The organism is Psychrobacter maritimus (assembly GCF_029953575.1).
Lineage (GTDB): Bacteria > Pseudomonadota > Gammaproteobacteria > Pseudomonadales > Moraxellaceae > Psychrobacter > Psychrobacter maritimus.
The window spans coordinates 584,645-610,817 of the sequence record NZ_CP124526.1 but is presented as its reverse complement, the minus strand read 5'-3'; the positions used below and the strand labels follow the sequence as shown (position 1 = coordinate 610,817).

The window sequence follows — 26,173 nt, the reverse complement described above, 5'->3', positions numbered from 1 at the left end:
TTATATAACGAAGAATGTTTGGTCAAAATGCATCATAATCATGAACTATAACAGTGAACCATAATAGTCCATCAATTATGATTAACGCTCATTAAAGCAGCTTATCATTGACCAAACAAGTGTAATTCAAATTACTAGGACTTCTTAACCTATCATTTTTACAGACGCTATTGCTTGCGCTCGTCTTAATGAATTTGTTGCTCTATCACCACTTGTTCGCTCGTTTTACCAAAGCGGCGTTGACGTTGGGCGAATTCGGCTATCATCGCGGCCAACTCTGCTACTTTAAAGTCCGGCCATAGTGTTTGGGTAAAGAACAATTCAGCATAGGCAGATTGCCACAACAAGAAGTTCGACAGACGGTATTCGCCGCCCGTGCGTATCAACATATCGACTGCTGGCGCATCGGCTAATTGTACATATTCACCAAGCACCTCTTTATTAATATCTTCCGCGCGCAATTTGCCTGCCTCTACTTGCTGTGCCAACTGTTTGGCGGCATGAGCAATATCCCACTGACCGCCATAACTAATAGCGATGACTAAAGTCATGGCTTCAAAGTCAGCTGTTTTTGCTTCAGCATCTGCCATCAATACTTGCAAATCTTCACTAAGCTGACTGCGATCACCAATAAAACGCAGGCGAATGCGATATTTGAGCATACGTGGCATTTGCTCATTGATGGTTAGGCTCAACAGTTGCATCAACAATGCCACCTCACTCGGTGGACGTTGCCAATTCTCACTAGAAAAAGCAAATACAGTTAGGACTTCAATACCAGTACTGACACAGTATTCGACGATAGGGTCTAGCGCATCTTTGCCAGCGATATGCCCCTGACCTTTGCCTAAATGATTGATTTTACCGTAACGATTATTGCCATCCATGATGACAGCGATGTGACGCGGAAGAAGAGCGGGAGATAAAGCATCTGGAGTAGACATAGGCTAACTTGCTTGTGGTTTGGATAAAGTAATGGTAATCGAACTAAATGACAGTCTTGCAAAAAATTATTGCCTATTTGCCTTACATCTACTAAAAAACCTAAGTGTATTAAAAAACGACGAAAAGGCTTGAATATAAAACTTATGGCAAAATAAAAGCTTAATTTCTTATACGACAGTCATTCTAATACGCCAATAAACAGCCAATCATTATTCAATATTGGCTGTTTATTTAGAGAAAGAATATGGACAACGAATTATCTTTGACGAAAGTGCATTGTCTTTAACTAACTAAATAACCAAATAAAAAGACAACGCTTCTTTCCTACACTTCCATCAAGTCGCTTTCTTTTTTGCTTAAGCGGCTGTCAATCGTTTCAATATATTTGTCAGTGATTTTTTGGATATCATCACTGGCGCGGCGCTCATCATCTTCTGAGATTTCTTTCTCTTTTGCCAACTCTTTAATATCATTCATCATATCACGGCGGATATTACGGATAGAAACGCGGCTGTTTTCAGCTTCGCTACGAGCAAGCTTTTGCATATCGCGGCGCGTGTCTTCGGTCAACGCTGGCATCGGCACACGAATCACGTCAGCTGTCATCGGGTTTAAGCCCAAGTCTGCTTCGCGAATGGCTTTATCAATCGCCTGTACCATAGTACGCTCAAATGGCTGTACCAATAGCGTGCGCGAATCTTCGACATTAACGCTTGCCACTTGATTCAATGGCGTATCTGCGCCGTAGTAGCTAACCATCACACCAGATAGCATACCTGGATGGGCGCGGCCAGTACGTACTTTACTAAAAGTGCTTTCAAGCGCCTCTAGCGTCTTTGCCATACGTGCTTCGCCGTCTTTCTTAATCTCATTAATCATTATGTATCCTTATTTATCGCTCTCGATAAATCATTCATTGCTGTTAGGTATAAAGCTGTTAGGTATAAATCTCATTCAAAGATTGCTGCTCACCACATCAGTGATTTCATGCTCATATAAATGATAAAGCCTACTACGCTTAAGCTTAATGATAAACGCGCGTGCCTTCATTTTCGCCCATAATAACGTTTAATAATGCGTTAGGCTTGGTCATATCAAACACTTGTAGTGGTACGTTGTGCTCACGGCATAAAGCGATTGCTGTTAAGTCCATTACACCAAGTTTTTGCTCGAGCACTTCATCAAAGGTTAAGCCATCATATTTTTTGGCATCAGCATGTAAGCTTGGGTCTTTATCGTAAACGCCATCAACCTTGGTCGCTTTTAGAATTAAGCCCGCCTCGATTTCAATACCACGTAAGCAAGCGGCAGTATCAGTGGTAAAGAAAGGGTTACCAGTACCAGCGACAAAAATACAGACTTCGCCGTTTTTTAAATAACGAATGGCATTACGACTACTATAGCTTTCAGTGACTTCGCCGATTGGCAATGCTGACATCAAACGCGTTTTAATATTACGACGCTCAAGCGCATCACGCATCGCCAAACCATTCATGACAGTGGCAAGCATACCCATTTGGTCACCAGTGACGCGACCGACCAAGCCTTCTTTTTGTAGCTGGGCGCCGCGGTATAAGTTCCCACCGCCAACGACGATACCGACTTGTACCCCAAGTCCGCGCAAGTGGGCGATAGACAAGCTCATCTTATCGAGCACTTCGGTATCAATCCCCATCTCTTTACCACCGGCTAAGGCTTCACCAGAGAGTTTCAGCAAGATACGAGAGTAACGCGGGTTTTTGTCAGACATGAGGTCACCTTGTTAGCATTAAATTATAATTAAAATGAGCGGTAAAACACCAATAGAGTTTGCCGTTAGATTTACCCGACATGCCATAACCCGAAGCACTATAAAAAGCACCATGATTGATGACAAACGGGTAAAAAGGCTAAATTGCGCTAATTGTAGCAAAAACTGCCCGCGATTGGGCAATTTTCACTCGTATATTGTAGTGACTAATCAGCTACTGTAACTAATCAGCCTTATAGCTAACTAGCCTTTGTAACTGGCAAACAAATCATACTCGCTCGCGTCATCGATCGTGACGGTTAGGAACTGTCCGACTTTGACTTGCGCCGTGATATCATCGACGTAGACGTGACCATCAATCTCAGGCGCATCAGCGTAGCTACGGCAAATCGCGATGCCCTCTTCACTATCAATCTCATCGACCAATACCATTAAGGTTTTACCGACTTTCTCTTGTAGTTTTTGTGCTGAGATGTCCTGTTGTAGCGTCATCAAACGCTCATAGCGTTCTTGCTTAACGTCTTCAGGCACATGATTTGGCAAATCATTGGCGACCGCACCCTCAACTTCTGAGTAAGTAAAAGCACCAACGCGATCAAGGCGCGCCTCGACCAACCAATCAAGCAGGCATTGGAAATCTTCTTCTGTCTCACCAGGGAAGCCAACCACAAAGGTTGAACGAATAACGATATCAGGGCAAATCTCACGCCATGCTTTGATACGCGCCAAGGTGTTTTCACTATGCGCTGGACGCTTCATCGCTTTGAGGATGCGATGGCTGGCATGTTGGAACGGAATATCAAGATAAGGCAGCAGTTTCTTCTCGCCCATTAGCTCAACGACTTTGTCGACATGCGGATATGGATAAACATAATGCAAGCGCACCCAAATACCCAAGTCATTTAATGCTTGGCATAAGTCATAAAATTTTGACTTGAGCGGCATACCATTCCAAAAGCTGGTTCTATATTTTAAGTCCAGCCCATAAGCGGAGGTATCTTGCGAGATAATAAGCAACTCTTTCACGCCAGCGTTTTTAAGCGCCAAGGCTTCATTCATCACGCTATCAATCGGACGCGAGACCAAATCGCCACGTAAGCTTGGAATAATGCAAAAGGTACACCGATGGTTACAGCCTTCCGATATTTTTAAATACGCATAATGGCTTGGGGTTAATTTGATGCCCGCCTCATTAATCAAATCTATTTTTGGATCATAGTTTGCATCCTGACTGCGATTCGGCTTGGGCACGTGCTGCGATACGGCGGTAATCACTTCATCATAAGCATGCGCACCGGTCACGGCTAGCACAGCTGGATGCATTTCACGGATTTTTTCCGCTTCTTTACCTAAGCAACCTGTCACGATAACTTTACCGTTTTTGCTAATCGCTTCACCGATAGCGTCCAACGACTCTTGCACTGCCGACTCAATAAAGCCGCAAGTATTGACCACGACCAAGTCTGCGCCTTCATAATCACTGGCCACTTGATAACCATCACGGCTGAGTTCTGTGATAATGCGCTCACTATCGACCAAGGCTTTTGGGCAACCTAAGGACACAAAGCCAATCTTTGGCGCGGCGTTCACTGGCGCATTCATAGTCGCTGCTGTCGCTTTCGCTGATGTAGCTGAAACCACATCGCTACTTTGCTCAATGCTACGGTTTTGATTGTGATTGGCTTTATGGTGGTAAGGTTGAACACTGTCCGTCGAGCTTTGCGCGGGCGTTGCCGTCGGCTTAGCAGGATTAAAAATAGTGGCAGTGTCTTTTGGCATAGAAGCTGAAGATGTAGAAGCTGGCTGTGAAGGGGCTATAGTCGTATTAACGGACTCGGTAGAAATATTGGGCATGGCTGACCTTGCTAGAGAAAAATGGCTGTGCGCATTGTACGTTTTTTTTGCAAAAACCGCCAGTTTTGCCGCTCTATAGTGTTGATTTATGGTTAAATATTATATCGAGCATCTCTTTACTCTAGGCAGCACTCATGACAGCTGATTTGATCACCGCAAAACCAACGCCAGATTTGGCATTTATATCGCAGCATTTATTTACAGCTATCTTATGGATCAATGATGAATTGTCTATCACTTGGCTAAATGCCCAAGCTGAGCAGTTACTGGCCATCAGTAGTGGACGCCTGCTTAATCAATCCATACTGACGCTGCTTGCACCCGATGAGTTAAGGTTAAAAGACCGTCTTATTAATAATAATCGAGAAGATAAAACTTACTCTTTGACGGAGCGCTTTTTTCAAGCAAAGAAATATCAACAACCCTTTATCGATCATGACCACCTCATCCACACCCAACTCAATGGCGGACTCACACTATCAGTAGATTATAGCGTGACGCCCGTCATCTACGAGCAGCAGCCTTATTTTATTATTGAGATGTGGGGCAAAGATCGGCAGAGTCGTATTTCAGAAGAACAACGCCAACAGCAGCAATATAGCGTTGCCCGTCATATGCTGCGTTCGGTCGCCCATGAAATCAAAAATCCATTGGCAGGTATTCGCGGTGCGGCGCAATTATTACAGCGGCAATTTAACAAATTTAGCGATATGTCTGCTTTTGAAAGGGAAGCTACCGCTGTTATCAGCAATGAAAACACCGATTTAAATCATAACAATACCCTGCAAAGCAATGCGGCAAAACTGCGCAATTATACCGATATCATTATCTCAGAGACCGACCGTTTGACCCAGTTGATTGGACAGCTCCTTGGCTCTAATCAGCTACCAAGCTGGCAAATGCTAAATATCCATGAGCCGCTAGAGCATGTTTTGGCCTTAATAGTTAACCAATATCCAGAAATGACGCTACAGCGTGATTATGATTTGTCATTACCTGAGTTATGCGCGGATAAAGATCAATTAATCCAAGTGTTTTTAAACCTTATTAACAATGCTTGCGAATCGATGACTGAGTTTAAGCAAACGCTGCAACAAAACGTGCCAGCCGCATCCAATAACTTGGCGTCAGATATTGTGCTGAGTTATCTTGACGGTGCTAGCAGCTATCAACCAAAACTGCATATTCAAACGCGGGTTGCTTTTCAACACACCATCGGTAGCCAGCAGCATAAACAGGTCTTACAAATCACCATTACCGATAACGGCTCAGGGATAGATGATGCGCTGATTGGTCAGATATTTTTCCCGATGGTGACCAGCCGCGCCGCCGGTACTGGGCTTGGCTTATCTATCGTGCAAGATATCATCAGCCGCCATCATGGTATGATTGATGTCAGCTCAAATGCATCACAAAGGGATAATCCGAATTATAATCCCATCTATAATGACAATAACAGTCAGACCCGCTTTACCCTTTACCTACCTTTTCAGCAGCCAATCGCTGCAAGTTAATGCTGCCACCTCCATCCTCTCACTGCTTATTAGGCAAAACACATGACTCAGTATAATGACACTCAACACCTTACGAGCAATGAGAAAATCCCAATGGTCACCGTCAACAACAATCCTGATACCACTCCCGCGACGTTGTGGCTTATCGATGATGATGCAGCGCTACGCTTGGTATTGGCAGATACTTTTGAGGATGCCGGTCTCAGCGTTATCAGCTTTACCCAAGCACAAGCCGCGTGGACCCGCCTTAATGATGTCTTGCAACAGCACGAAGCAGCCGACCAACTACCAGATGTGATATTGACCGATATTCGTATGCCTATGATGGATGGTCTATCGTTTAGTGATTGGGTGCATCAGCACTTTCCTAAGCTGCCGATTGTCATTATGACGGCACATTCCGACCTTACGTCTGCGATCAATAGCTATCAAACTGGCGCATTTGAATATCTGCCCAAGCCCTTTGATTTAGATGACGCGGTCGCCACGATTTATAAAGCCATTAATTACCAACCGAATCTAGTCGTATCAAATCATTCAATCGAGTCTAATACGAATGTAAGTACCGATACCAAAGAACAGCCTGCGAGCAAACCAAATGTAGCCAAATCAGCTAGAAAATCCCCTAAAGCTGCTGAAAATAAAGCTCAGGAAAAACCCAAACCTCAAACGAATAACAATCCGAGCGGCATCATAGGTCAATCACAAGCCATGCAAACGGTATTTCGCGCTATTGGGCGCTTAGCACACTCACCTATTACCGTTTTGATTACAGGAGAATCAGGTACGGGTAAAGAGTTGGTTGCTAGCGCTCTACATGAGCACTCTCCGCGAGCGCAGCAACCTTTTATTGCCCTTAATATGGCTGCTATCCCGCATGATTTGATTGAGTCTGAATTATTCGGTCACGAAAAAGGCGCGTTTACTGGCGCAACGACGACGCGCCAAGGTCGTTTTGAGCAAGCTGATGGCGGAACGCTATTCTTAGATGAAATTGGTGACATGCCGTATAGCACCCAGACGCGTTTGCTACGAGTATTGGCCAATGGTGAGTTTTTTCGCGTGGGCGGACAACAGCCGGTCAAAGTAGACGTACGCATCATTGCCGCCACCCACCAAAACTTAGAAGCGCTCGTCAAACAAGGTAAATTCCGTGAGGATTTATTTTATCGCCTCAATGTCATTCGCCTGCCATTACCGCCATTACGGACGCGACCTGAAGACATTCCAGCATTAGCCACCTATTTTATGCTGCGCGCCGCTAAACAGATGAATAGCACGGAGAAACAACTCCACCCCACGGCGCTACAGGTGATGCAATCTTTTGAGTGGCGTGGCAATGTCCGTCAACTTGAGAATGTCTGCCTTTGGTTGACGGTGATGGCAACGGGCGATACGGTCATGGTCGAGGATTTACCACCAGAGCTACTTGAAAAGATTCCCTCGCCTCTAAATCACAACCAGTCCTCAATAGAAGCGACTCAAAATCAGCAACACAGTGATGGCGCGTATAGTCCTCATCAAGACAAGCAAAACAATCAAGACAATAAAAACGTTCAAAACAATCAAGTCAGCCGAACTAATGAAAACCAGAGTTGGCAGCAGGCACTTGCCATATGGGCTGAGCAGTCTCTGCAAACTGGCGAAACTGATATCTTGCAAACCGCAACGCCAGAGTTTGAACGTGTATTGCTAAAGGCTGCTCTAAACCATAGCGGTGGTAAAAAGATAGCAGCCGCCAACTTACTCGGTTGGGGACGCAATACTTTGACGCGCAAATTACAGCAATTAGAGATTACAGCATCAGATAGGCAAGACAATTGAAATTAAAACCAGAAATTATTATAAAAAATTCCTATAAATATCAGTATTTTATGAAATACATCGAAAATAATTGCTAAATAATTAAAAAATAATCGCAAATAGGGGTTGCCAAACGATTCAAACTCTATATAATAGCCAACCACTGAGACGCACTACCGAATCAGTTAACTATCTCGATGGCATTTGAATTTAACTGCCTTTGATGATAGAGTAACGAAAATGGGGCTGTGGCGGAATTGGTAGACGCACCAGATTTAGGTTCTGGCGCCGCAAGGTGTGAGAGTTCGAGTCTCTCCAGCCCCACCATTTTCGGATAGTACATCTTAGACCAAATATTAAAGCCTGCTTTTTAGCAGGTTTTTTTGTGTCTAGAATTTAGTATTCATGATTATAATCTTTCCAAATCCACCACAATCTCTTCCATACTTTGATACCTTCTCTCTACCCGCTTCGCCAACGCTTTATCAATGATACTTTGATAGCGACTATACTCTAACGGCAATGTTGGAATTGGCTGTTGGCAATGTTGAATTGCCCATTCTCTTAACGGCTCACCACTCGGATTATCAATCTTAAACGGTCGCTCGCCCGTTAATATTTCATACAGCAGTATCCCAAACGCGTAAATATCACTTTGCAGCGTTGCGCCCTGTCCTTGCCAGCGTTCAGGGGCAAGATAGGCTGGCGTACCAGCACTATCTCCCGTACTATTTTTATCACTGTTTTGAGCAATATCGTCATTAATTGCTTCTGCCAAAGCAAAGTCAGTTAATAATAAATCAGGTGTGATACTGCTATTATCCGCATGATTTGGCATGAAACCATCTAGCAAAATATTACTAGGCTTAATATCATTATGTAGCCAGCCAATGTTATGTAGCTTGGCGACGAGAAGAGCAGACTGCACAATAAAATGATGCTTTTGTATGTCCGTTAATCGCGAGTGATTTTGAGAATTAAGCTGAGATGCCAAGCTGCCATTTGGATAATAAGGTGTGACCAATACAATCAGCTGCGAAGACGGTTTTAGTATTTGTATCGTGACGGTATCGTGGGCTAGTATTGGTGGAGCGATAGCAGGCAGACTGTTTTCACTGATTGATATATTTATAGATTTTAAAACGTCAGCCTCATAAACTAAATCAGCCGATTTCTTATTGCTGTCAGCACTTAGCTGCCATTTAATCATCACCTGACCAAATTGTGCATGCTGACTGCGCGTTAACCCTTGGTAATTGGCCTCACCACTATCACTTTGCTGACTGACTCGCTGATGCGCTATCTTGCGATAATGCAAGCTTGAGAATAAAGTGGTCAGCACTGGCAGAGTTTTCTGTGCTTGCGTTTGTAGTGCTTGTTTCGAAGACCTTCTTTCTATACTTGCGTGCTTTGCACACGCTTTTTCTGTAGATGGATTACTGGCACTATTTTTCATGGTAAAGTGAGGCCTTTATGCGTCTAGTATGCCAAACGACATTTTAATTTTTATAAGCGACCAATTATTATGCCCCAATCCACTAACACCCATATAAATTACGCCCTACCTGACCATTTATTGGATTTGCTTGGGCAGTATCTGCAAGAGCAGGTCACGCCAACTATCGAGATTAATCCTGCCCAGCTAGCCTATCGCTGGGTTGGCGGTCATCAGGGTCATCTAGAGCCGCTGGCTGTTAACTTGTTTTTAAGTTTAGATGACTTGCATGGTATCGATACGCAAAAGGCAAAACTGGTACAGAACACACGGCAGTTTCTTAAAGGCTATCCTGCCAATCACGTCTTGATGACAGGCACACGCGGCGCTGGCAAGTCATCGCTGATTCGAGCATTGCTACAAGCTTATCATAGCGAAGGACTGCGTATTATTGAAATTGCCCGTGATGACCTGCGGGTGCTTGATAAGATACGCGCCGCCATTAATGCGCTGCCAGCGGATTGTGGTTGCCACTATGTGGTGTACTGTGATGATTTGGCGTTTAACGGTCAAGATGAGAGTTATCGGACGTTAAAAAGTGTGTTGGACGGCTCGCTGGACTCAGAGCAAGACAAGCTATTGGTCTATGCCACCAGTAACCGCCGTCATCTGTTGCCACAACTGATGAAAGACAATGTCAATATTTATAATGGTCAAACCGATGAGGTCAATCCTTATGAAACTATTGACGAGACGGTATCGCTGTCTGATCGATTTGGACTTTGGTTGTCCTTCCATCCCATGGATCAAAACACTTACTTACACATCGTGCGCCATTATTTATCGCTTTCGCCAAATCGCAATCTAGATAATACGAATGACGTTAAAGAAAGTAATCATAATGAAGAAGAAAATAAGACGCTACCTGATAATATCAGAGCAGCGGCATTACGCTGGGCATCAGAGCGCGGTGGACGTTCAGGACGAGTGGCATATCAATTTAGCCGCTACTGGATAGGACAGACACGCTTGGCAGCTGAGGACAATCAGTCTTAAAAGTTATTTAGATTTATTGTTTATAATCGCGTGCAGAGCCTAGATACTGCGCGCGGCTACCCTCTTCTTCGTCTACCAGATCAGCTGAGCCATTCACCATATATTGGTCAAAATCTGCTGCTAACCATAGATTGCCTGCATAAGCACTTTGGGCATCCAAGCGAATATGCGCCATGTTCGGCGTACTACTCTGTGAGTTATCAAAGCTTTGATAGCGAGCGCTAAAATGGGTCAAGATTAAATTCTTAACCTCATTGTTTTGAGCGAACCTACCTACCAGCTGTGCGCTACTATGCATGGGATCAAAGTCTGGATTTTTTGCCTGAATCTTATTTAACACCTCATGGGTATAAGTGGCTTCATGCACCAGTAAATCTGCACCAGCTACTGCCTCTCTTAAGCGCTCCGGCGTATCGTTATCTCCAGCAACTACTACCTTTGTACACTGACTCTCATTATCGACATAGTCCACTGAATAAAGCTTGCGACCGTCTTCGGTCACAACATCTTCGCCCTGTTGCAGTCTGCCCCACAGCGCGCTTGCTGGAATACCTGCTGCTGTTAATTTATCGGTATTGAGTGTGCGACGGCTGATAGTTTCAGTCATCGCAAATCCATAAGAGGCGACACGATGCGATAAAGGATGAATATCTATAATTAGCTGATGCTGGTGGTCTAAATTGATAGTTACTTTATTGACAGTTACTTTACCTTTATGCTCATCATTTGGCTCAGACAATAAGTCTTCTATCGCCATAAAGTTAATGGCAAACGGAAAGTATAGCTCAGTCGTTACCGTAATGGCTTCAAGCAGCGTCGCTATCGCTTTTGGCGCAATAAGCGTTAGCGCTGCAGTACGACCTGACATTGCCGTACTCGCCAGCAATCCTGGCAGACCATAACAATGATCGCCATGCACATGGGTAATACAAATGGCTTCGAGCTGATGTAGAGATAGCTTGGTATGTAAGAGCTGCTGCTGGGTGCCTTCACCGCAATCAATTAAAACCCAAGGACGCGATTTTTTCTTTTGCTGTTGGTTTGCCCCTGAGCTATAAGGATTGAGGCACTCAATAGCCAGCGCTGTGACATTACGCTGTTTGGTTGGTACCCCTGCGGAAGTACCCAAAAAGGTAAGCTTTAGCATAGACGCCCTCTTTTATCTAAATACTTACTTGCTATAACGACTGGCATAGCATGGTTCTTTGACCTTCAATCATTTGCCCGCCATTGGCCGTACATTCATTGACCATATTGGACTCATAAGATTTCCAGCCACCATAAAAGCTAGCAACACATAAAATCACTACCAGCAGTTTTTGTGACCATGCTTTTATAGATACTTGCTGGCTATGCACACTACCATTGGTACTATTCGGCGCTTGTTTAGAAGCAATGCCAGTATCAATATTAGTATCAACATCAACATCGGTATTCTTGTGATTTGATTTATTTAAGTCTGTCATTTTTTATCCTAAAAAAGGTTTTGTCTATAAATAAACAAAACCTTTTATTATCATATTAAATTAGTCATTGATTAACGATTAAATACGCCTCGTTTAAAACTGCAAACGACCGCCCTTTTCTTCGGCACGCTTAAAGGCATCGCGCTCTTCACAGCGTTTCAGCCAGTTTAAGATATTGGCATATTTACTGCTATCTAAACCGCCACCAGCATTAGCACCGACGACTGCAAGATGCATTTGGATATCAGCGGCACTAAATTCGCTACCGGCAAACCAATGATTGTCTTGCAGATGCTGCTCCATCATGGTCAATATGATATCTAAGCTTTTGCTAATCATGCTTTTTTCGACTTGATTGCGAATGCTTTTGCTCACAGGCTTGATAAGCATCGGCGACTGTTCAACCACTTTGGTAAAGACCAAACGCATGACCAATGGCGGCATCACTGACGCTTCGGCAAAATGCAGCCAAAAGGTATACGCTTCCCACGCCGCTTCGTTGTTATCCGCAGGCTTAAATTGCTTCTCGCTATCATAATGCTTAAGCAAATACTCAATGATGAATCCTGACTCAATGAGCACACGCTCGTTTACTTCTAACATCGGCGCATGACCGAGCGGATGTATTTGTTTTAAACTATCAGGCGCGCGATAGGCTTTATTGCGCGCATAGCAAGTCAGTTTATAATCAACCTTAAGCTCTTCTAATAGCCAGATAATACGAAACGAGCGTGAGTTTGCTAAATGATGAAGGTGTAACATAAACCATCCTAGTTATAGTGTGAATAAGCAATAATAATGATAGGTAGCGCCCGCATTCCATTGCTAACATTGCTAAGCCTTTTGAGCAGGATTAGACATGATTGATTAGGCATGATTAGGCATGATTAGGCATTGTTTTCAGCGTGGCAGCACTGCTGTCGATAATAGCGCAATTAACCAGCCTTTAACACAGAAACTGTGTAGAGCACGGCTACAAAACCATGCCTAGCAAGTCAAACTTATCGCCCTTAAGCTGTCAGTGTTATTTAGCATGTAATTCTTCAATTTTGCGCGTCATCTTGTCTATTTTTTGCTGATATTTTCTAATCTTACGGAAACGATGTGCGGTCAGTACGCCTTTAATACGGCGATTTTTTAGGCGGCGGCGCGGCGGGAAACTGCCGACCTGAGGCTCGTTATACCCCTGCAAGCGGTCGTCACGCTTACGAGTCACATAACCATGCGCACTATCGGCAATCATAATCAGCAGCGCGATAAAAATCATACCGTACATAAATAATGAGCCACCCTCATCGATGCTTTGGTGCAAAATCGTGATGGAAAATATAAATAGGAATATCGGCTCAAGGTAGCATAAAGTGCCAAATAGCGAGACGGGCAGCTTTTGACTAGCGACCATAGTCAGTGCCATCGCCGCTGTACTGATGATACCCAGTAGCGGCAACAAATACCAAAATTTATCCGTCGCTATCGCAAGCTTAAAACCACCGCTCATATATAAGGCGATGATAACCACCGGTGTTAATAAAACCAAATCCGAAATAAGCCCCGTAATCGGCGGCACGGCAAGTTTACGACGCAGAAGATAATAAGGCGGATAACCCAAACAGACAAATAAAGTTGCCCAAGAAATAGCGCCATATTGCCAGACATCATAGGCAATACCGAGCGCAGCACAGATGGTAGCCACCCACTGTAGCAGCGTCATGTCTTCATTATAAAAAAAGCGCCCCACGATAATCATAATCATTGGGTATAAGAAATACCCCAATGTCACCTCTAGACCCAAATCATTGACGGGTGCCCACATAAATATCCAGATTTGCGCGCCCAAAATCGGTGTGGGTATGATAAATAAAAACCACTCTTTTGCCGTCTTTAAGGTTTTGAGGTAATCAAAAATATGCTGCCATTGCTTAAGGACACTGACCAGTAGCACCAAGCTGAGTAGCATCATCAGCACGCGCCAAGAAGCAACTTGCGTCCCCGATAATGGCTGCATCAGTAGACCAAATAAAAATAACAATGCATAAAGAAAATTTGCTGCCACTGCAACGATGGTGCCTTGCGACGTCTGATTGGTGGGGAACATAACAACAGCCTTTAGAGATAAGCGCACGTCCTTGGCAATTTTGAAAAAAAACAAAAGCCTCAGACGCGAACGTCGGAGGCCTTCTGTCTATAAGCTTTTTATCTATAGAATCTTTTGCTGATAAATCAATCGTATAATGTTGAGATAAACGCTGTAAATACTAAGTGCTTATATCAAGCTTTACATTATGTCAAAGTCATAATAGATAAGCAATACATTGACTTAACCCGTCTATTCATTTTGATGTTTGGTTTATTTAAGCTGCACCCTTAACGCATATCCATCGCTCTATTTACTTAGTATCTAGCTGCTCGATTTTACGCTGTATTCTATCCATCTTTTTTTGATAACGACGCATCTTACGGAAACGATGGGCGGCTAACACCCCATCGATACGGCGATTTATCAAACGGCGGCGCGGCGGAAAGCCGCCCACTTGTGGCTCGCGGTAGCCATGCAAATGATTATCACGGCGACGACGAAGATAACCCATCACACTATCAGCAATCATGATAAATAACGCCAAAGTAATCATGCCGTACATAAATAACGAGCCGCCTTCATCGAGGCTTTGGTTTAAAACGGTAATGGATAAAACAAACAGCAGCATCGGTTCTACATAACTTAGGGCACCAAATAATGACACTGGCAGCTTACTACTCGCAACCATGGTCAGTGACATGGCAAGCGCACTAAAAGCACCGAGCAGCGGCAATAAATACCAAAACTTTATGTTTTGTGCCGCCACGCTAAAGCCGCCGCTGCTATACAGCATGATGAGCACCACCGGCGTCAGCAAGGTCAAATCTGACAGCAAACCGGTAATCGGCGGTACGGCAAGCTTACGCCGCAGTAGATAATAAGGCGGATAACCCAAGCAGACAAATAATGTCACCCATGATACCGTTCCATATTGAAAGATATCATAGCCAATTCCCAATGCTGCGAATAATGCTGCGGTCCACTGTAGCGCGCTCATATGCTCACGATAAAAAAAGCGCCCCAGTATTATCATCACCAGCGGCAATAAAAAATAACCCAAGGTGACATCAAGACCGAAACCATTGACCGGCCCCCACATAAACAGCCAAATCTGCCCGCCCAATATCGGCGTAGGTAATATAAATATCAGCCATTCTTTCGGGGTTTTTAAAGTTTTTAGATAATCAAAAACGTGTTGCCATTGCTTAGTAAAACTGACCAATATTAGCAAGCTCAATAGCATCATCAGCACCCGCCATGACGCTACTTGTGTACCCGTTAAGGGCAACATAAATAGCCCAAACAAGAACATCAATGAAAACAAAAAACTGGATGATATTGCGGCTAATGTTCCCTGAAAAGTTTGATTGGTCGTAAGCATAACAACGGCCTTAAAATAGCGCTTAATGGGTATTATTTATAATAAGTTTATAAAGGTTAGTAATCATAATCAGTCAAATGTAATATCAATATTTCACGTATTGCTGGTATAAGTTTTTTGCAGCCTCTGCTGCGTAGGCACAGCAAGCAAGAAAAACTTATACCAGCAGTGCCGTAGCGTTTTAATGTATTTTAACTCTCTGCACACGACAAAAAAAATCATCCCCACCCGATTTTCATAGGTTTAGGGGTTAAAAAGCTAACTAACTGTCGAAATACAGTCTTATCATTATTAAAAAACACCAAGCGAAGGCCTTCAATCAATATATCCAGGCCAAGCGCAAACAAACTGGCTTGAGGTCGAGCGTTTGACTTCAACTTGCGTTTTAACGGCTTATCTTTGTCTTTATAAATACCGACATGATAAGCCCAACAAAATGCTAAGGCGTTCACTGCGACTAATTTACTGACCCGATCAAGATGGGTTAAGTGGGTATCTTCAAGATTAAAGCCACGCCCCTTTAGACAAGCAAATAAAGTCTCAATTTCCCAACGCTTGCCATAGCTTGTCATCGCATCCACTGTTTCTAGTTGATTGGTTGCGACAATCACTAAACCGTAGTCTTTATCACGCTTGGCAAATACTCGAACCAAACAACCATCGACAGTCAGTATTCGCCCATGTCGATATGTTTCTTGATGGCTAACATGGCGCAATAACTCTTTAATCTGTACCAGCTTGCCATGATGATTCCTAACTTTACTGTTCTTCTTAATCCGTATGGCAAAGGGTATGTGATTATTGGTGAGCCAGTTAAACCATTTTTCGCCAACAAACTCTCTGTCTGCTACTATCATCTCAAGGTTATCTTTGCCAAATTGTTTGATAAACCGCTCAATAAGTTCACAGCGTTCAAGATGGTTTGTATTACCTCGCTTATCTAGCATTTGCCAGTATAAGGGGATGGCTATCCCTTTATATACCACCCCTAGCATAAAGATGTTGAGGTTACTTTTACCCCATTTCCAGTTGGTGCGGTCAATGGTTAAGGTGACTTTGCCTAGCCCAAATAGTCGATATATCATTAAAGCCAGTTGATCGTAGTCTATCCTGGCTTCGGCAAAAAATCGCTGTAGTCTGCGATAGTGACTGTCGGTCTTGCCACCCTTAGGGAGGTGTCTTGCTATTTTTTTTAAGATTACTGCTTTGAGCAGTAATCAGGGCTATTATCATTAGGCTCAAACATGTGATTCTTGCCTTGTTCATACTCAGGTTTTGGGTTAAAGTTTCACTAAGTCTGTTAAAGTTTGGCATGGTCTGATTCGTCTTGAAAATTACTATTATGCCTTTGCTTTAACAGACTTTTTTGTTTTTTTTGTCGTGTGCAGAGATTTTAACTATAAAAGCTAAGATGTATAGGTTAAAAGCTTAAAACAAACTTTGAGAATAAACAGCACTCAAAAAAAAGCCTCCAACGATATCGTCAGAGGCTTTTTCTAGAGCAGTATTGCTAACTAAACTAAAAAGCTAACAACTGAGATAGTTACTCGTCATCGTCTGTGTTTTTATCTGCTGCATCATTCGATGTTTCGTTGTCTACTAAGTCGTCATTTGCACCATCAATAACGTCATTGATATCGGTCGTCGCGCTGTTGCCAGTTTCGGCATCAATATCGATTTGCTCTTGACCCTCTACTGCAAACGTTCCATCTTCTCTCATAGCATCGACTAGCTCGTCGTCGCTTTCTTCGTGCTCAACACGCGCCATAGCAACCAGCTTCTCGTCTTTTGATAGACGAATCAGCGTTACACCTTGCGTATTACGACCAGAGCTTGCTACATGCTCAACTGGGGTACGCACTAATGTACCTTTGTCAGAGATTAAGATAATATCGTCTGTAGAATCAACCTTGGTAGCACGAACGAGTGCACCATTACGCTCACTGGTTTTGATAGCAATCACACCGCCACCACCACGATTTTGCGTATTGAACTCATCGATAAAGGTACGTTTACCAAAGCCATTTTCACAAGCAATCAGAATTTCGCGCACATCATCTTCGATAACCACCAATGATTTAATAAACTCATCAGCCGCCAGACGCATACCACGAACGCCTTTAGCCGTACGACCCATTGCACGCGCATCATTTTCATCAAAACGAATTGCTTTACCACTTGAAGCAAATAGCATCACTTCTTGGCTACCATTGGTGATACGAGCGCTCACCAATTTATCGCCTTCTTCCAAACCAACCGCAATCAAGCCGTTCGAGCGAATATTGGCAAACTGTTTTAGCTCGACACGCTTCACGGTACCATTGGCCGTTGCAAAGAAGACAAAAGGTGGCTCCGCTTGCGTGCTATCGTCTAAATCATCATCTTCTGATAAGCTGTCATCGCCATCTACTGATGTCTCACCTTTGCTAGATAACTCTTCTACTATTTTTGGAATAGGCAGTATCGTGGTGACCGTTTCATCCGGATTTAATCCAATTAAATTCACCAATGGACGACCACGCGCACCGCGACTGGCAATCGGTACTTCAAAACCACGTAGACTAAAGACACGACCACTATCAGTGAAGCATAGTACGGTGGCATGTGTTGAGGTCACAACTAAGTGATCAATCACATCGTCTTCTTTCATCGCGGTCGCAGATTTGCCTTTACCGCCACGTTTTTGCGCCACATAATCATCAATCGGCTGCGTTTTTGCATAACCCGTACGAGAAACCGTCATGACCACAGTTTGTTCTGGGATAAGGTCTTCACGGTTAAAGTCCATACGTGAATCGATAATATCGGTACGACGCTCATCACCAAAGTTTTCACGAATCTCAATCATCTCGTTTGAGATAATGGTCATTAGCTTATCAAAATCGCCAAGGATAGACTCTAAATTTGCAATTTCACGCAGCAAATCTTGGTATTCTTCGGTCAATTTGTCTTGCTCAAGACCGGTTAGACGATGCAGCTGCATGTCCAAAATAGCATTGACCTGCTCAAGTGATAAACGATAGCGCTCTTCACCTTCAATCAGACCAAACGGCGCTTTTGGATCTTCGCCTTCGATAAAGTCAGGACGTACCGACTGGCTACCTGCAGCGGTTAGCATCGCCACCACGCTACCTGAGCCCCACGTATTAGTCAGTAAATTTTCACGAGCCAAACCACGGTTAGCCGATGCTTTAATCGTCGCAATAATCTCGTCAATGTTTGCTAGTGCAACCGTTAAACCTTCTAACAAATGACCACGAACGCGTGCTTTATTCAGCTCATATATGGTACGTCGCGTCACCACTTCTTGGCGATGGCGTACAAATGCTGCAATCAGCTGACGTAACGTCAATAGCTTTGGCTGACCGTTATCTAGCGCCACCATATTGATACTAAAGCTAGATTCAAGCGGTGTCTGCAGGAACAAATTGTTAACAATCACTTCCGCCGTTTCACCGCGGCGCAAATCAATGGCAATACGCATGCCGTCTTTATCAGACTCATCACGAATCTCGGTAATACCTTCGATTTTCTTATCACGTACCAATTCAGCAATACGCTCAATCAGTTTGGCTTTATTGGTTTGGTAAGGTACTTCGGTAAAGACAATGCGCTCACGGTCACGGTTGACACCGGTGTCGCTCATCGGTTCGATGATATAACGACCACGTACGTGCAGGCGACCTTTACCGGTGCGATAAGCGTCTAAGATACCCGCGCGACCATAAATAATACCGCCCGTTGGAAAGTCAGGACCTGAAATATGCGACATCAACTCTTCGGCAGATATTTGCGGATTTTCGGCATAAGCCAAACACGCATTAATCACCTCAGTTAGATTGTGCGGCGCCATATTGGTCGCCATACCAACTGCAATACCGGTTGCACCGTTGACCAATAAGTTTGGAATACGCGCAGGCAACACACTTGGCATACGCTCAGAGCCATCGTAGTTGTCTTCCCAGTCGACGGTGTCTTTGTCCAAGTCAGCAAGCATTTGATGGGTCAGCTTGGTCATACGGACTTCGGTATAACGCATCGCTGCCGGTGGATCATCATCAATAGAGCCAAAGTTACCTTGGCCGTCAACCATCGGGTAACGCAAGCTAAAGTCCTGCGCCATACGTACAATCGCATCATAAACAGCACTATCGCCATGCGGGTGATATTTACCGATGACGTCACCGACCACACGCGCCGACTTCTTATAAGCTTTATTATAATCGTTAGACAGCACATGCATCGCGTACATCACGCGGCGGTGTACCGGTTTGAACCCATCACGCACATCAGGCAGCGCGCGCGAGACGATCACGCTCATCGCATAATCCAAATAGGACTGCTTTAATTCATCCACGATGGCAATAGGACTGATCGAGTCGCTCATATACACTCCTTCACTCACATACTTTCTCTAAGGGTTGCGCGCCTAAAAAAGTGCTTACGCTGATATAAAAATATAGCTGCACAAACACACAACTATGATTGCTATATCAACACGAAAAAGCACCATCAAACGGGCAAAACCATAGGAAAATGGCGATACGGTTTTTGTTAAAAGTAATGTTTAATTAAAGAAGCTATTTTAGCACATTTTTGTCTATTTAGGGGGTTCTCGATGCTATTAAAATCAAGCAAAACAGCTCATTAGCGTTGAGTTTTGCCTTTAGCAATAAGGATAAAAACGACTTTAGCAACAGAGCATTGTCTTTGCCGTTTTTAAAGGCTGTTTCATAAAAAAACTGCATCCGAGAGATGCAGTTTTTTTTATTAGTATGAATATTAGACTCAAACTTAAACAATCTTACGATTGGTTAAAATTTTGCTCAAAGAATTCACGAGTAGCCTCAGTACAAGAAGTAGCCACTAGACCACCGTGATAGCTAGATAAAAAACTATTGCCAGCATCGGTAACACTAGCGTTAAAGCGAGTTTGGATATTAGGAATAGTACTGTTCTGCAACCATGGATTAGCTAGAGCCGACTGACTCAAAGGTACAATAGTAGGCACTCCTCTATTTGCTTCATCGCTATTATCAACATCTAATACCGTTATATTTAGATTAGCTGCTGAGTTATTATCGTTATATTGCTTTAAAATAGCTAACATTGACCCTGTATTTAAATCGTAGTACACGGTTGGATCACGATGACCGCCGCATAATAATGTTGGCACCTTAGGTTTATAACCACGAAGATCATTATCTTTTAATGCTTTACGAATATTACTTTTTGGATTGGCAGCGGGCATTCCCGTCGGTGTTGTCGGCGTTAGACTATCAGGGTTTTGTAGCGCATCTGCCATGTACATAGCTCGAAAATCAGTTTTTATCAAATATTTTTCAGCAGCGAATCCTAAAAAGGCAAAAGGCAGTTCACTATCGGGTAATTGATTTAGTAAAGGGTCACTAGTAGGTTTGGCTTCAAACAAGGCAAATCCAGGAAGTTGTCCAGCTGCGACTAACTCTTCAAAACTTAGTAAACTTGGAAATTGAGTATTAGCATAATCAGCACTGAATATCTCTGATCGACTGCTATAAATATTAGGATATTTTTTCTGTAATCCTATCGCTAATAGAGGTGCAAAACGAGTTGCGCCAAGATTGACATTACCTGCAAATATAAAATCACCAAACGCTGCTAAAGCGTAAGGGCCTGATGCTGGTGCCATGGCAGTAATAGGTTTACCTTGTTGCTCTAGCTTACGTGCGGTCGCCATAGCGACGTGCCCACCTTGCGAATAGCCACTCAAAAACAGCTTACCCGAGTCATCAATTTTACTGTAATTGGCATCATTGGCGCGTTTTTTGCGTTCGATAATGCTGCGCGCGCTATCTAGAGCGTCGACCATATCAGTGGCTTGTTGATCAGCCACAAGGTATGGATGGTAATCAAGATTAGACTCATCGTAACCGGCATAATTGGGAGCGACGACGATATAACCTTGGGCGGCAAAGTTTGCAGCAATTAAGTTGGCTTCCCCTACCGCAGGGTTTTTAATATTACCTACTTGGGCAAAATCATAGCCTTTATCCGTTGTCGTGCCATGCGCGTATAATAATACCGGGCGATCACCTTGACAGTCGGCGCTGTCTCCACTTGGCAGCATCAGCGCAGCGGTCGCATTAGTACGCTCGCCTGCTGCGCCTACTGTTCGATAGCTTACTTTCTCAATTTTAATATCACATTTAGCGGTTGGGGTGGCAGTAGTATTGAGGCCAAACTGAGTATTTACTTGAGTGGCAGTGAATGAGCCGATAGTTTTGACAGTTGTGGTATCAGAAACAACTCTTTCATTATCGTCATCGTTACAACCAGCAAGTAATAAGCTACTGGCAATCGCTAGCGATAATATACCGCGCGTCATGATGGGTTTGTTTATAATAGAGGTATTGGATAAGACCATGATTGCTATCCTTAGCAGTAATAATGCAAAAAATTGCCTAAACTCCTTGGCAAGGGATAAATGCAGTTTTATTGAAATAATTTAATAAAAATTATGGCTGCAATCCTACTATTTATACGCTAAAACCCTATTAAAATCCAATAAAAAAGTGATGAAAAACCATTTCAAATACTTTAGATAAAACAGAGCCCGTTATGAATCACGAAAGCAGCCAATCAACTGACCAGCCAAGCAATCAAACAAACACACCGTCCATTGACCAACCCGATACACGTACGGATCGCAGCTTTGATGCGATTGCTGACCACTTTGAAAAAAAGGTTTACGGCGGCTTAAAGGGCGACATTCGTCTGGCAGTATTGCGCCGTGATATTGTTGCCTATTGCACGCAGATGAGCCAGACACTTGGGCGACCGTTACGTATTTTGGATGTGGGCGCTGGGCTGGCGCAAATTGCGATTGAGCTTGCCACTCAAGGGCATACGCTGGTTATCAATGATATTTCAGCCAATATGCTGGAGAAAGCGCAAGCAAACGCTGAATGCGTCGAAAAGCATTTGGATATTAGGTGGTATATTTGTCCATATCAAGAGCTTGAAGAAAAGCTCGCGAGTAACACGGAAAAGTTTGATTTGATTATGTGTCATGCGCTGCTTGAATGGTTGGCAGAGCCTGCTGCGGTGATGGATTTTTTTGATAAGCACTTAACTGAACATGGCGCGCTCTCGCTGTGTTTTTATAATCCGGCAAGTTTTGATTATCGCAATCTTATTATGGGTAATTTTAACTTATTGGATAATACAGAGTATAAAGCAGACAATAAAAAAAGCCTCACGCCCAACCATCCGGTCGCTAAAGAAGAAGTCGACTCTTGGCTAAATGCGCATGAGTATCAAACCATACTTGCCAGTGGCTTGCGGGTATTTCATGATTATGCGCCGCTTAAACGTGGTGGTCACAATGACCCTGAAGCTGTTATACGCATGGAGCTGCGCTACTCGCAACTCGAGCCGTATAAATGGCTTGGGCGCTATTTGCATATACTGGCAACGCGCCAAGCTTAAAGTTCTTGCTAAACTTCAAGAGCAGCGCCAAGCTTAAAATTGACAACTACCTGACGTCTTCCACGCGCTCTGATCTATCATACTCTGACCATGTGGTGGCATTGATGTCTTTTTCATCAAACACCACTACGTGCTCTAGGATAGGTAAGATGCCAATTTGTGAACCAATCTCATGGTTATGATGACTGGCAACTAACGACAGTACGGTTTGACCATCGGCAAGCTGTAAGCGATAAAGATAGTTTGCTCCGCGAAATACACGTCCGACGACTAAAGCCGTTTGCGTGCTTTCATCGTCATGCACGATATCATCAGGACGTACCAGCACCTTAATCGGCGTACCATTTGGATAGTCGTACTCGCAATACTGCGGCTGCCCCGATTCATCATAGACTTCCATACGGCGATAAATATCACCAAGCGCGGTTTCAACATGACCTTCTTTGATGATGCCGTCTATCATTGCGCCTTCGCCGACAAACTCAGCAACAAAGGGACTGACCGGCTCATGATATAGCTCACTTGGCGTCGCCCATTGGACCAACTTACCTTTATCCATGACCCCGACTTTATCGGCTAACGCAAAGGCTTCGTTTTGATCGTGAGTGACCAAAATAGCGGTGGTATTGGTACGTTTAAGGATATCACGGACGTTCATCGCCAGTGACTCACGTAGCACCACATCCAAGTTAGAAAATGGTTCATCAAGTAGCAAAAGCTTGGGCTTTGGTGCCAATGCGCGGGCTAATGCTACACGCTGTTGCTGTCCACCCGATAGCTCACTAGGACGTTTATCCGCATGTTCCGACAACTCTACCAGCGCTAGCATCTCTTTAACGCGGGCTTTTTTGTCAGCAGCCGACCATTTGTTTAGGCCAAAAGCGATATTTTTTGCCACGCTTAAATGCCCGAATAAGGCATAATCCTGAAACACCATGCCCATGCCGCGCTTGGCTGGCGCGACCGCAAAGGTAGTACGTGCGGTTTGTTCCGTTAAACGCTGATTGCTTAAGCGAATCTTGCCGCCACGGCTTTGTTCTAAGCCTGCAATCGCCCTTAGGGCCGTGGTTTTACCGCAGCCGCTATAGCCTAAAAAGCAGCCGATTTCACCTTGCTGCAAATCTAGCGATAAGCCATTAACGATAATCGTATCGTCATAACCAACGATTAAATCTTGAACGCTAAAATAAGCATCATCAATGCTAGTGTTCTTTTTAGAGGAATTAAAAACAGGGTTATCTTGCAAGTGAATTTGTCCTGCTGTTTCTTTATTTAAGGCAGTCTGATCTGATACGCTTTGATCTGATACGCTTTGATTTAAAGTATCTTGTGTCGATGAGCTGTGAAGCAAGCTTTTATCCGCTTGCAGCTGTGCTACCTGAGCTTTGGTTAATAGGGTGACGGGTGGTTTTTTCACATGCTCCGGTCTTGGCTTACCGCCTATCTTTAAGGATTCAGGCTTTAAGGATTTAGACGCTGCTGGATTGGTTGAATCGTTCATCAAGTCAGTATACATAGACGGTACCAGTAAGCTATTAGTGAATAAAACCCATCATTGACGCGGTTTTTAATATTGCTCTTTTTAATATAGTTATTTCTTAATGTTGCTTTTTAATTATGACTCTTTAATTATAGCTTTTTAATACAACGCATTTAACTTAACCTTGTTTATCACTTTGGCGCAGCAATACCCAAACAGGAATCAGGCCAACCAGTACAATCAACAAACTGGGCAATGCGGCGCGTCCCCACATGCCTTCGCTGGTCATCTCAAACACCCGTACTGCCAGCGTATCCCAACCTTGTCGCCGCGTCATCAAGGTAATCGGCATCTCTTTCATGACTTCGACAAAGCCCATCAACAAACCCGTTAATACCCCCGGACTCAATACGGGCAACATCACTTGCCGCCAGCGCTGATACGGGCTATCGCTAAGTAACTTAGCTGCCGCTTCTTGATTGACGGTCAAGCGCTGTAGCTGCCGGTCTACCGGCTGAAAGCTCACCGTCATAAAGCGCGTCGATAAGGCTAGCAGCATCACAATCACGCTACCAGAAAAAAACTGCGTTGAAGTAATACCAAAAGCTATCAGCTGATTATCAAGCCACGCAATCGGAATAAATATCCCAACGGCCAACACCGTACCCGGCACCACATAACCCAAATTGGCTAAGGTAGTCATCAGCTTGGTGGATTTATCTGGATATTGACGTTTGACCCACGCAATGATAATCGCCAAAAAGGCGATAAATATCGTGGTCATACTCGCAATCATAAGGCTATTGGTGACAAAATCAATATAACGCGCATCAAAATCTTGCTGGAAATTTTCTGCGGTCCAATAAAGCAGCTGTAAAAACGGAATCAAAAACGCCACTAAAAATACCAGCGTACAAAGTAGCGCCATGCCCCACTTAGCAGGCTTACTGGCCTCAAAGCGCTTACTACTACCCTGAGTGATGGTATTGCCACGCTTTGCTTGCCAATACTGCTCAAACAAGACGACGATAAAGACCACGCCGATTAATAACGCTGCCAGCTGCGCAGCAGTGGTTAAACTAAAAAAGCCAAACCATGCTTTATAAATCGCCGTCGTAAAAGTATCGACATTAAAGACTGATACTGCGCCAAAATCTGCAAGCGTCTCCATACTGGCAAGTAGCAAACCACCAATGACCCACGGTAGCGCTTGTGGTAACGCCAGCCGAAAAAACACCTTGCTACGACTTAAGCCGAGCATTTGCCCCGCTTCAATCGCTCGCCTACCTTGCGATAAAAACGCTTGGCGCGCCAGCAAATAAACATAAGGATAAAATGCCAACGACAATACTAAACCTGCACCCCAAACATTACGCACCGATGGGATAGCGGTGGTAAAGCCTGACTCTCTTAAAGCCGTTTGCAGCGGTCCGCTAAAATCAACGATACCAACGGTGACAAATGCTAAGACATAAGCGGGCATCGCTAATGGCAACATCAGCGCCCACGCAAAAAACCGCTGTCCAGGGAAGCGGTACATACTGGTCACCCACGCAAGTGCTGTCCCGATAACGCCGGAAATCACCGTCACCATCAGCAATAGAATGACAGTATTTTTTAACACTTGCGGCAATACATATTGACGCATGTGCGTCCAAATATCAGCGACCGGCTGCGTCCACGATAATAGTACGATTAAAATCGGTACTAGCATAAACAACGAAATCAGTCCTAAGACTGATTTTGAGAGGATACGTTTTCGGACGACATGGTCGTGACTAATAGACGGGCTATTATTGTCATTACTGGCTTCATTGACAGTATTGTCTTGCTTAGCAGACGCTTCTGGCATTGTTATCATAAATTATTACCATGTCATACGCATAATGACGCTATTAGATGCTGAATTAATAAGCACCTAATAGCTAAAAACCAACCGCTT

The 26,173-nt window shown here is 43.9% G+C and carries 19 protein-coding genes and 1 tRNA gene; 5 read left to right on the top strand and 15 right to left on the bottom strand.

The window, feature by feature from the left end:
• Positions 1–185: 185 nt before the first annotated feature.
• From uppS to rimO, 4 genes are all read right to left on the bottom strand, one after another.
• Positions 186–944, bottom strand: coding sequence for a polyprenyl diphosphate synthase (gene uppS / locus QJS82_RS02685; RefSeq protein ID WP_281491143.1), 759 nt, complete (start codon positions 942–944; stop codon positions 186–188).
• Between the two features lie 325 nt (positions 945–1,269).
• On the bottom strand, positions 1,270–1,824 hold the full coding sequence (gene frr, locus QJS82_RS02680; RefSeq protein WP_201565416.1) for a ribosome recycling factor: 555 nt from the start codon (positions 1,822–1,824) through the stop codon (positions 1,270–1,272).
• Positions 1,825–1,969: 145 nt separating this feature from the next.
• A complete protein-coding gene (pyrH, locus tag QJS82_RS02675) occupies positions 1,970–2,695 on the bottom strand; it encodes a UMP kinase (RefSeq protein ID WP_149489717.1) in 726 nt (241 codons plus the stop codon).
• A 243-nt stretch (positions 2,696–2,938) separates the two neighbouring features.
• Positions 2,939–4,549: a 30S ribosomal protein S12 methylthiotransferase RimO gene (gene rimO / locus QJS82_RS02670; protein WP_281491142.1), complete on the bottom strand. Its 1,611-nt coding sequence runs from the start codon at positions 4,547–4,549 to the stop codon at positions 2,939–2,941.
• A gap of 134 nt (positions 4,550–4,683) precedes the next feature.
• Here rimO and QJS82_RS02665 point away from each other — a divergent pair, with 134 nt between their 5' ends.
• The 3 genes from QJS82_RS02665 to QJS82_RS02655 all read left to right on the top strand — a co-directional run bounded on the left by QJS82_RS02665 (position 4,684) and on the right by QJS82_RS02655 (position 8,193).
• On the top strand, positions 4,684–6,063 hold the full coding sequence (locus tag QJS82_RS02665) for a two-component system sensor histidine kinase NtrB (protein ID WP_281491141.1): 1,380 nt from the start codon (positions 4,684–4,686) through the stop codon (positions 6,061–6,063).
• Positions 6,064–6,105: 42 nt separating this feature from the next.
• Positions 6,106–7,887, top strand: a complete 1,782-nt coding sequence (locus QJS82_RS02660) for a sigma 54-interacting transcriptional regulator (protein WP_281491140.1) — start codon at positions 6,106–6,108, stop codon at positions 7,885–7,887.
• Positions 7,888–8,108: 221 nt separating this feature from the next.
• Positions 8,109–8,193 (top strand) — tRNA-Leu (locus QJS82_RS02655).
• An 82-nt stretch (positions 8,194–8,275) separates the two neighbouring features.
• Here the strand turns inward: QJS82_RS02655 and QJS82_RS02650 are convergent.
• Positions 8,276–9,322, bottom strand: coding sequence for a serine/threonine-protein kinase (locus QJS82_RS02650; RefSeq protein ID WP_281491139.1), 1,047 nt, complete (start codon positions 9,320–9,322; stop codon positions 8,276–8,278).
• Between the two features lie 69 nt (positions 9,323–9,391).
• On the opposite strand from QJS82_RS02650, the gene QJS82_RS02645 reads away from it, so the two are divergent.
• Positions 9,392–10,357, top strand: a complete 966-nt coding sequence (locus QJS82_RS02645; protein ID WP_281491138.1) for an ATP-binding protein — start codon at positions 9,392–9,394, stop codon at positions 10,355–10,357.
• Between the two features lie 13 nt (positions 10,358–10,370).
• Here the strand turns inward: QJS82_RS02645 and QJS82_RS02640 are convergent, their stop codons facing one another.
• The 8 genes from QJS82_RS02640 to QJS82_RS02605 form a co-directional block, all read right to left on the bottom strand.
• Positions 10,371–11,504: a ribonuclease Z gene (locus QJS82_RS02640; protein ID WP_281491137.1), complete on the bottom strand. Its 1,134-nt coding sequence runs from the start codon at positions 11,502–11,504 to the stop codon at positions 10,371–10,373.
• Positions 11,505–11,535: 31 nt separating this feature from the next.
• A complete protein-coding gene (locus QJS82_RS02635; RefSeq protein ID WP_281491136.1) occupies positions 11,536–11,823 on the bottom strand; it encodes a hypothetical protein in 288 nt (95 codons plus the stop codon).
• 93 nt (positions 11,824–11,916) lie between these two features.
• Complete coding sequence (locus tag QJS82_RS02630) at positions 11,917–12,585, bottom strand: glutathione S-transferase (protein ID WP_281491135.1); 669 nt, start codon at positions 12,583–12,585, stop codon at positions 11,917–11,919.
• Positions 12,586–12,847: 262 nt separating this feature from the next.
• The gene (gene rarD / locus QJS82_RS02625) at positions 12,848–13,918 is read right to left on the bottom strand and encodes an EamA family transporter RarD (protein WP_281491134.1); all 1,071 of its coding nucleotides are present in this window, start codon (positions 13,916–13,918) and stop codon (positions 12,848–12,850) included.
• 292 nt (positions 13,919–14,210) lie between these two features.
• Positions 14,211–15,281 (bottom strand): EamA family transporter RarD, encoded by a 1,071-nt coding sequence (gene rarD / locus QJS82_RS02620; protein ID WP_201619773.1) that lies wholly within the window; start codon positions 15,279–15,281, stop codon positions 14,211–14,213.
• A 218-nt stretch (positions 15,282–15,499) separates the two neighbouring features.
• Positions 15,500–16,468: an IS4 family transposase gene (locus QJS82_RS02615; RefSeq protein WP_281491656.1), complete on the bottom strand. Its 969-nt coding sequence runs from the start codon at positions 16,466–16,468 to the stop codon at positions 15,500–15,502.
• Positions 16,469–16,824: 356 nt separating this feature from the next.
• On the bottom strand, positions 16,825–19,668 hold the full coding sequence (gene gyrA, locus QJS82_RS02610) for a DNA gyrase subunit A (protein ID WP_281491133.1): 2,844 nt from the start codon (positions 19,666–19,668) through the stop codon (positions 16,825–16,827).
• A gap of 417 nt (positions 19,669–20,085) precedes the next feature.
• Positions 20,086–21,687: an alpha/beta hydrolase family protein gene (locus tag QJS82_RS02605; protein ID WP_201591753.1), complete on the bottom strand. Its 1,602-nt coding sequence runs from the start codon at positions 21,685–21,687 to the stop codon at positions 20,086–20,088.
• 194 nt (positions 21,688–21,881) lie between these two features.
• Between QJS82_RS02605 and QJS82_RS02600 the strand changes: the two genes are divergently transcribed.
• Positions 21,882–22,751 carry a methyltransferase domain-containing protein gene (locus tag QJS82_RS02600; protein ID WP_281491132.1) on the top strand — a complete coding sequence of 290 codons (870 nt, stop codon included), beginning with the start codon at positions 21,882–21,884 and terminating at the stop codon, positions 22,749–22,751.
• Positions 22,752–22,797: 46 nt separating this feature from the next.
• Here the strand turns inward: QJS82_RS02600 and QJS82_RS02595 are convergent, their stop codons facing one another.
• Positions 22,798–24,267: an ABC transporter ATP-binding protein gene (locus tag QJS82_RS02595; protein ID WP_281491131.1), complete on the bottom strand. Its 1,470-nt coding sequence runs from the start codon at positions 24,265–24,267 to the stop codon at positions 22,798–22,800.
• Positions 24,268–24,409: 142 nt separating this feature from the next.
• Positions 24,410–26,092, bottom strand: a complete 1,683-nt coding sequence (locus QJS82_RS02590; RefSeq protein WP_281491130.1) for an ABC transporter permease — start codon at positions 26,090–26,092, stop codon at positions 24,410–24,412.
• Positions 26,093–26,173: the final 81 nt, after the last annotated feature.

What these genes read in the sequence shown, in the direction of transcription:
- uppS (WP_281491143.1), bottom strand. Translation starts at nt 944, where the DNA reads ATGTCTACTCCAGATGCTTTATCTCCCGCTCTTCTTCCGCGTCACATC.
- frr (WP_201565416.1), bottom strand. Translation starts at nt 1,824, where the DNA reads ATGATTAATGAGATTAAGAAAGACGGCGAAGCACGTATGGCAAAGACG.
- pyrH (WP_149489717.1), bottom strand. Translation starts at nt 2,695, where the DNA reads ATGTCTGACAAAAACCCGCGTTACTCTCGTATCTTGCTGAAACTCTCT.
- rimO (WP_281491142.1), bottom strand. Translation starts at nt 4,549, where the DNA reads ATGCCCAATATTTCTACCGAGTCCGTTAATACGACTATAGCCCCTTCA.
- QJS82_RS02665 (WP_281491141.1), top strand. Translation starts at nt 4,684, where the DNA reads ATGACAGCTGATTTGATCACCGCAAAACCAACGCCAGATTTGGCATTT.
- QJS82_RS02660 (WP_281491140.1), top strand. Translation starts at nt 6,106, where the DNA reads ATGACTCAGTATAATGACACTCAACACCTTACGAGCAATGAGAAAATC.
- QJS82_RS02650 (WP_281491139.1), bottom strand. Translation starts at nt 9,322, where the DNA reads ATGAAAAATAGTGCCAGTAATCCATCTACAGAAAAAGCGTGTGCAAAG.
- QJS82_RS02645 (WP_281491138.1), top strand. Translation starts at nt 9,392, where the DNA reads ATGCCCCAATCCACTAACACCCATATAAATTACGCCCTACCTGACCAT.
- QJS82_RS02640 (WP_281491137.1), bottom strand. Translation starts at nt 11,504, where the DNA reads ATGCTAAAGCTTACCTTTTTGGGTACTTCCGCAGGGGTACCAACCAAA.
- QJS82_RS02635 (WP_281491136.1), bottom strand. Translation starts at nt 11,823, where the DNA reads ATGACAGACTTAAATAAATCAAATCACAAGAATACCGATGTTGATGTT.
- QJS82_RS02630 (WP_281491135.1), bottom strand. Translation starts at nt 12,585, where the DNA reads ATGTTACACCTTCATCATTTAGCAAACTCACGCTCGTTTCGTATTATC.
- rarD (WP_281491134.1), bottom strand. Translation starts at nt 13,918, where the DNA reads ATGTTCCCCACCAATCAGACGTCGCAAGGCACCATCGTTGCAGTGGCA.
- rarD (WP_201619773.1), bottom strand. Translation starts at nt 15,281, where the DNA reads ATGCTTACGACCAATCAAACTTTTCAGGGAACATTAGCCGCAATATCA.
- gyrA (WP_281491133.1), bottom strand. Translation starts at nt 19,668, where the DNA reads ATGAGCGACTCGATCAGTCCTATTGCCATCGTGGATGAATTAAAGCAG.
- QJS82_RS02605 (WP_201591753.1), bottom strand. Translation starts at nt 21,687, where the DNA reads ATGGTCTTATCCAATACCTCTATTATAAACAAACCCATCATGACGCGC.
- QJS82_RS02600 (WP_281491132.1), top strand. Translation starts at nt 21,882, where the DNA reads ATGAATCACGAAAGCAGCCAATCAACTGACCAGCCAAGCAATCAAACA.
- QJS82_RS02595 (WP_281491131.1), bottom strand. Translation starts at nt 24,267, where the DNA reads ATGTATACTGACTTGATGAACGATTCAACCAATCCAGCAGCGTCTAAA.
- QJS82_RS02590 (WP_281491130.1), bottom strand. Translation starts at nt 26,092, where the DNA reads ATGATAACAATGCCAGAAGCGTCTGCTAAGCAAGACAATACTGTCAAT.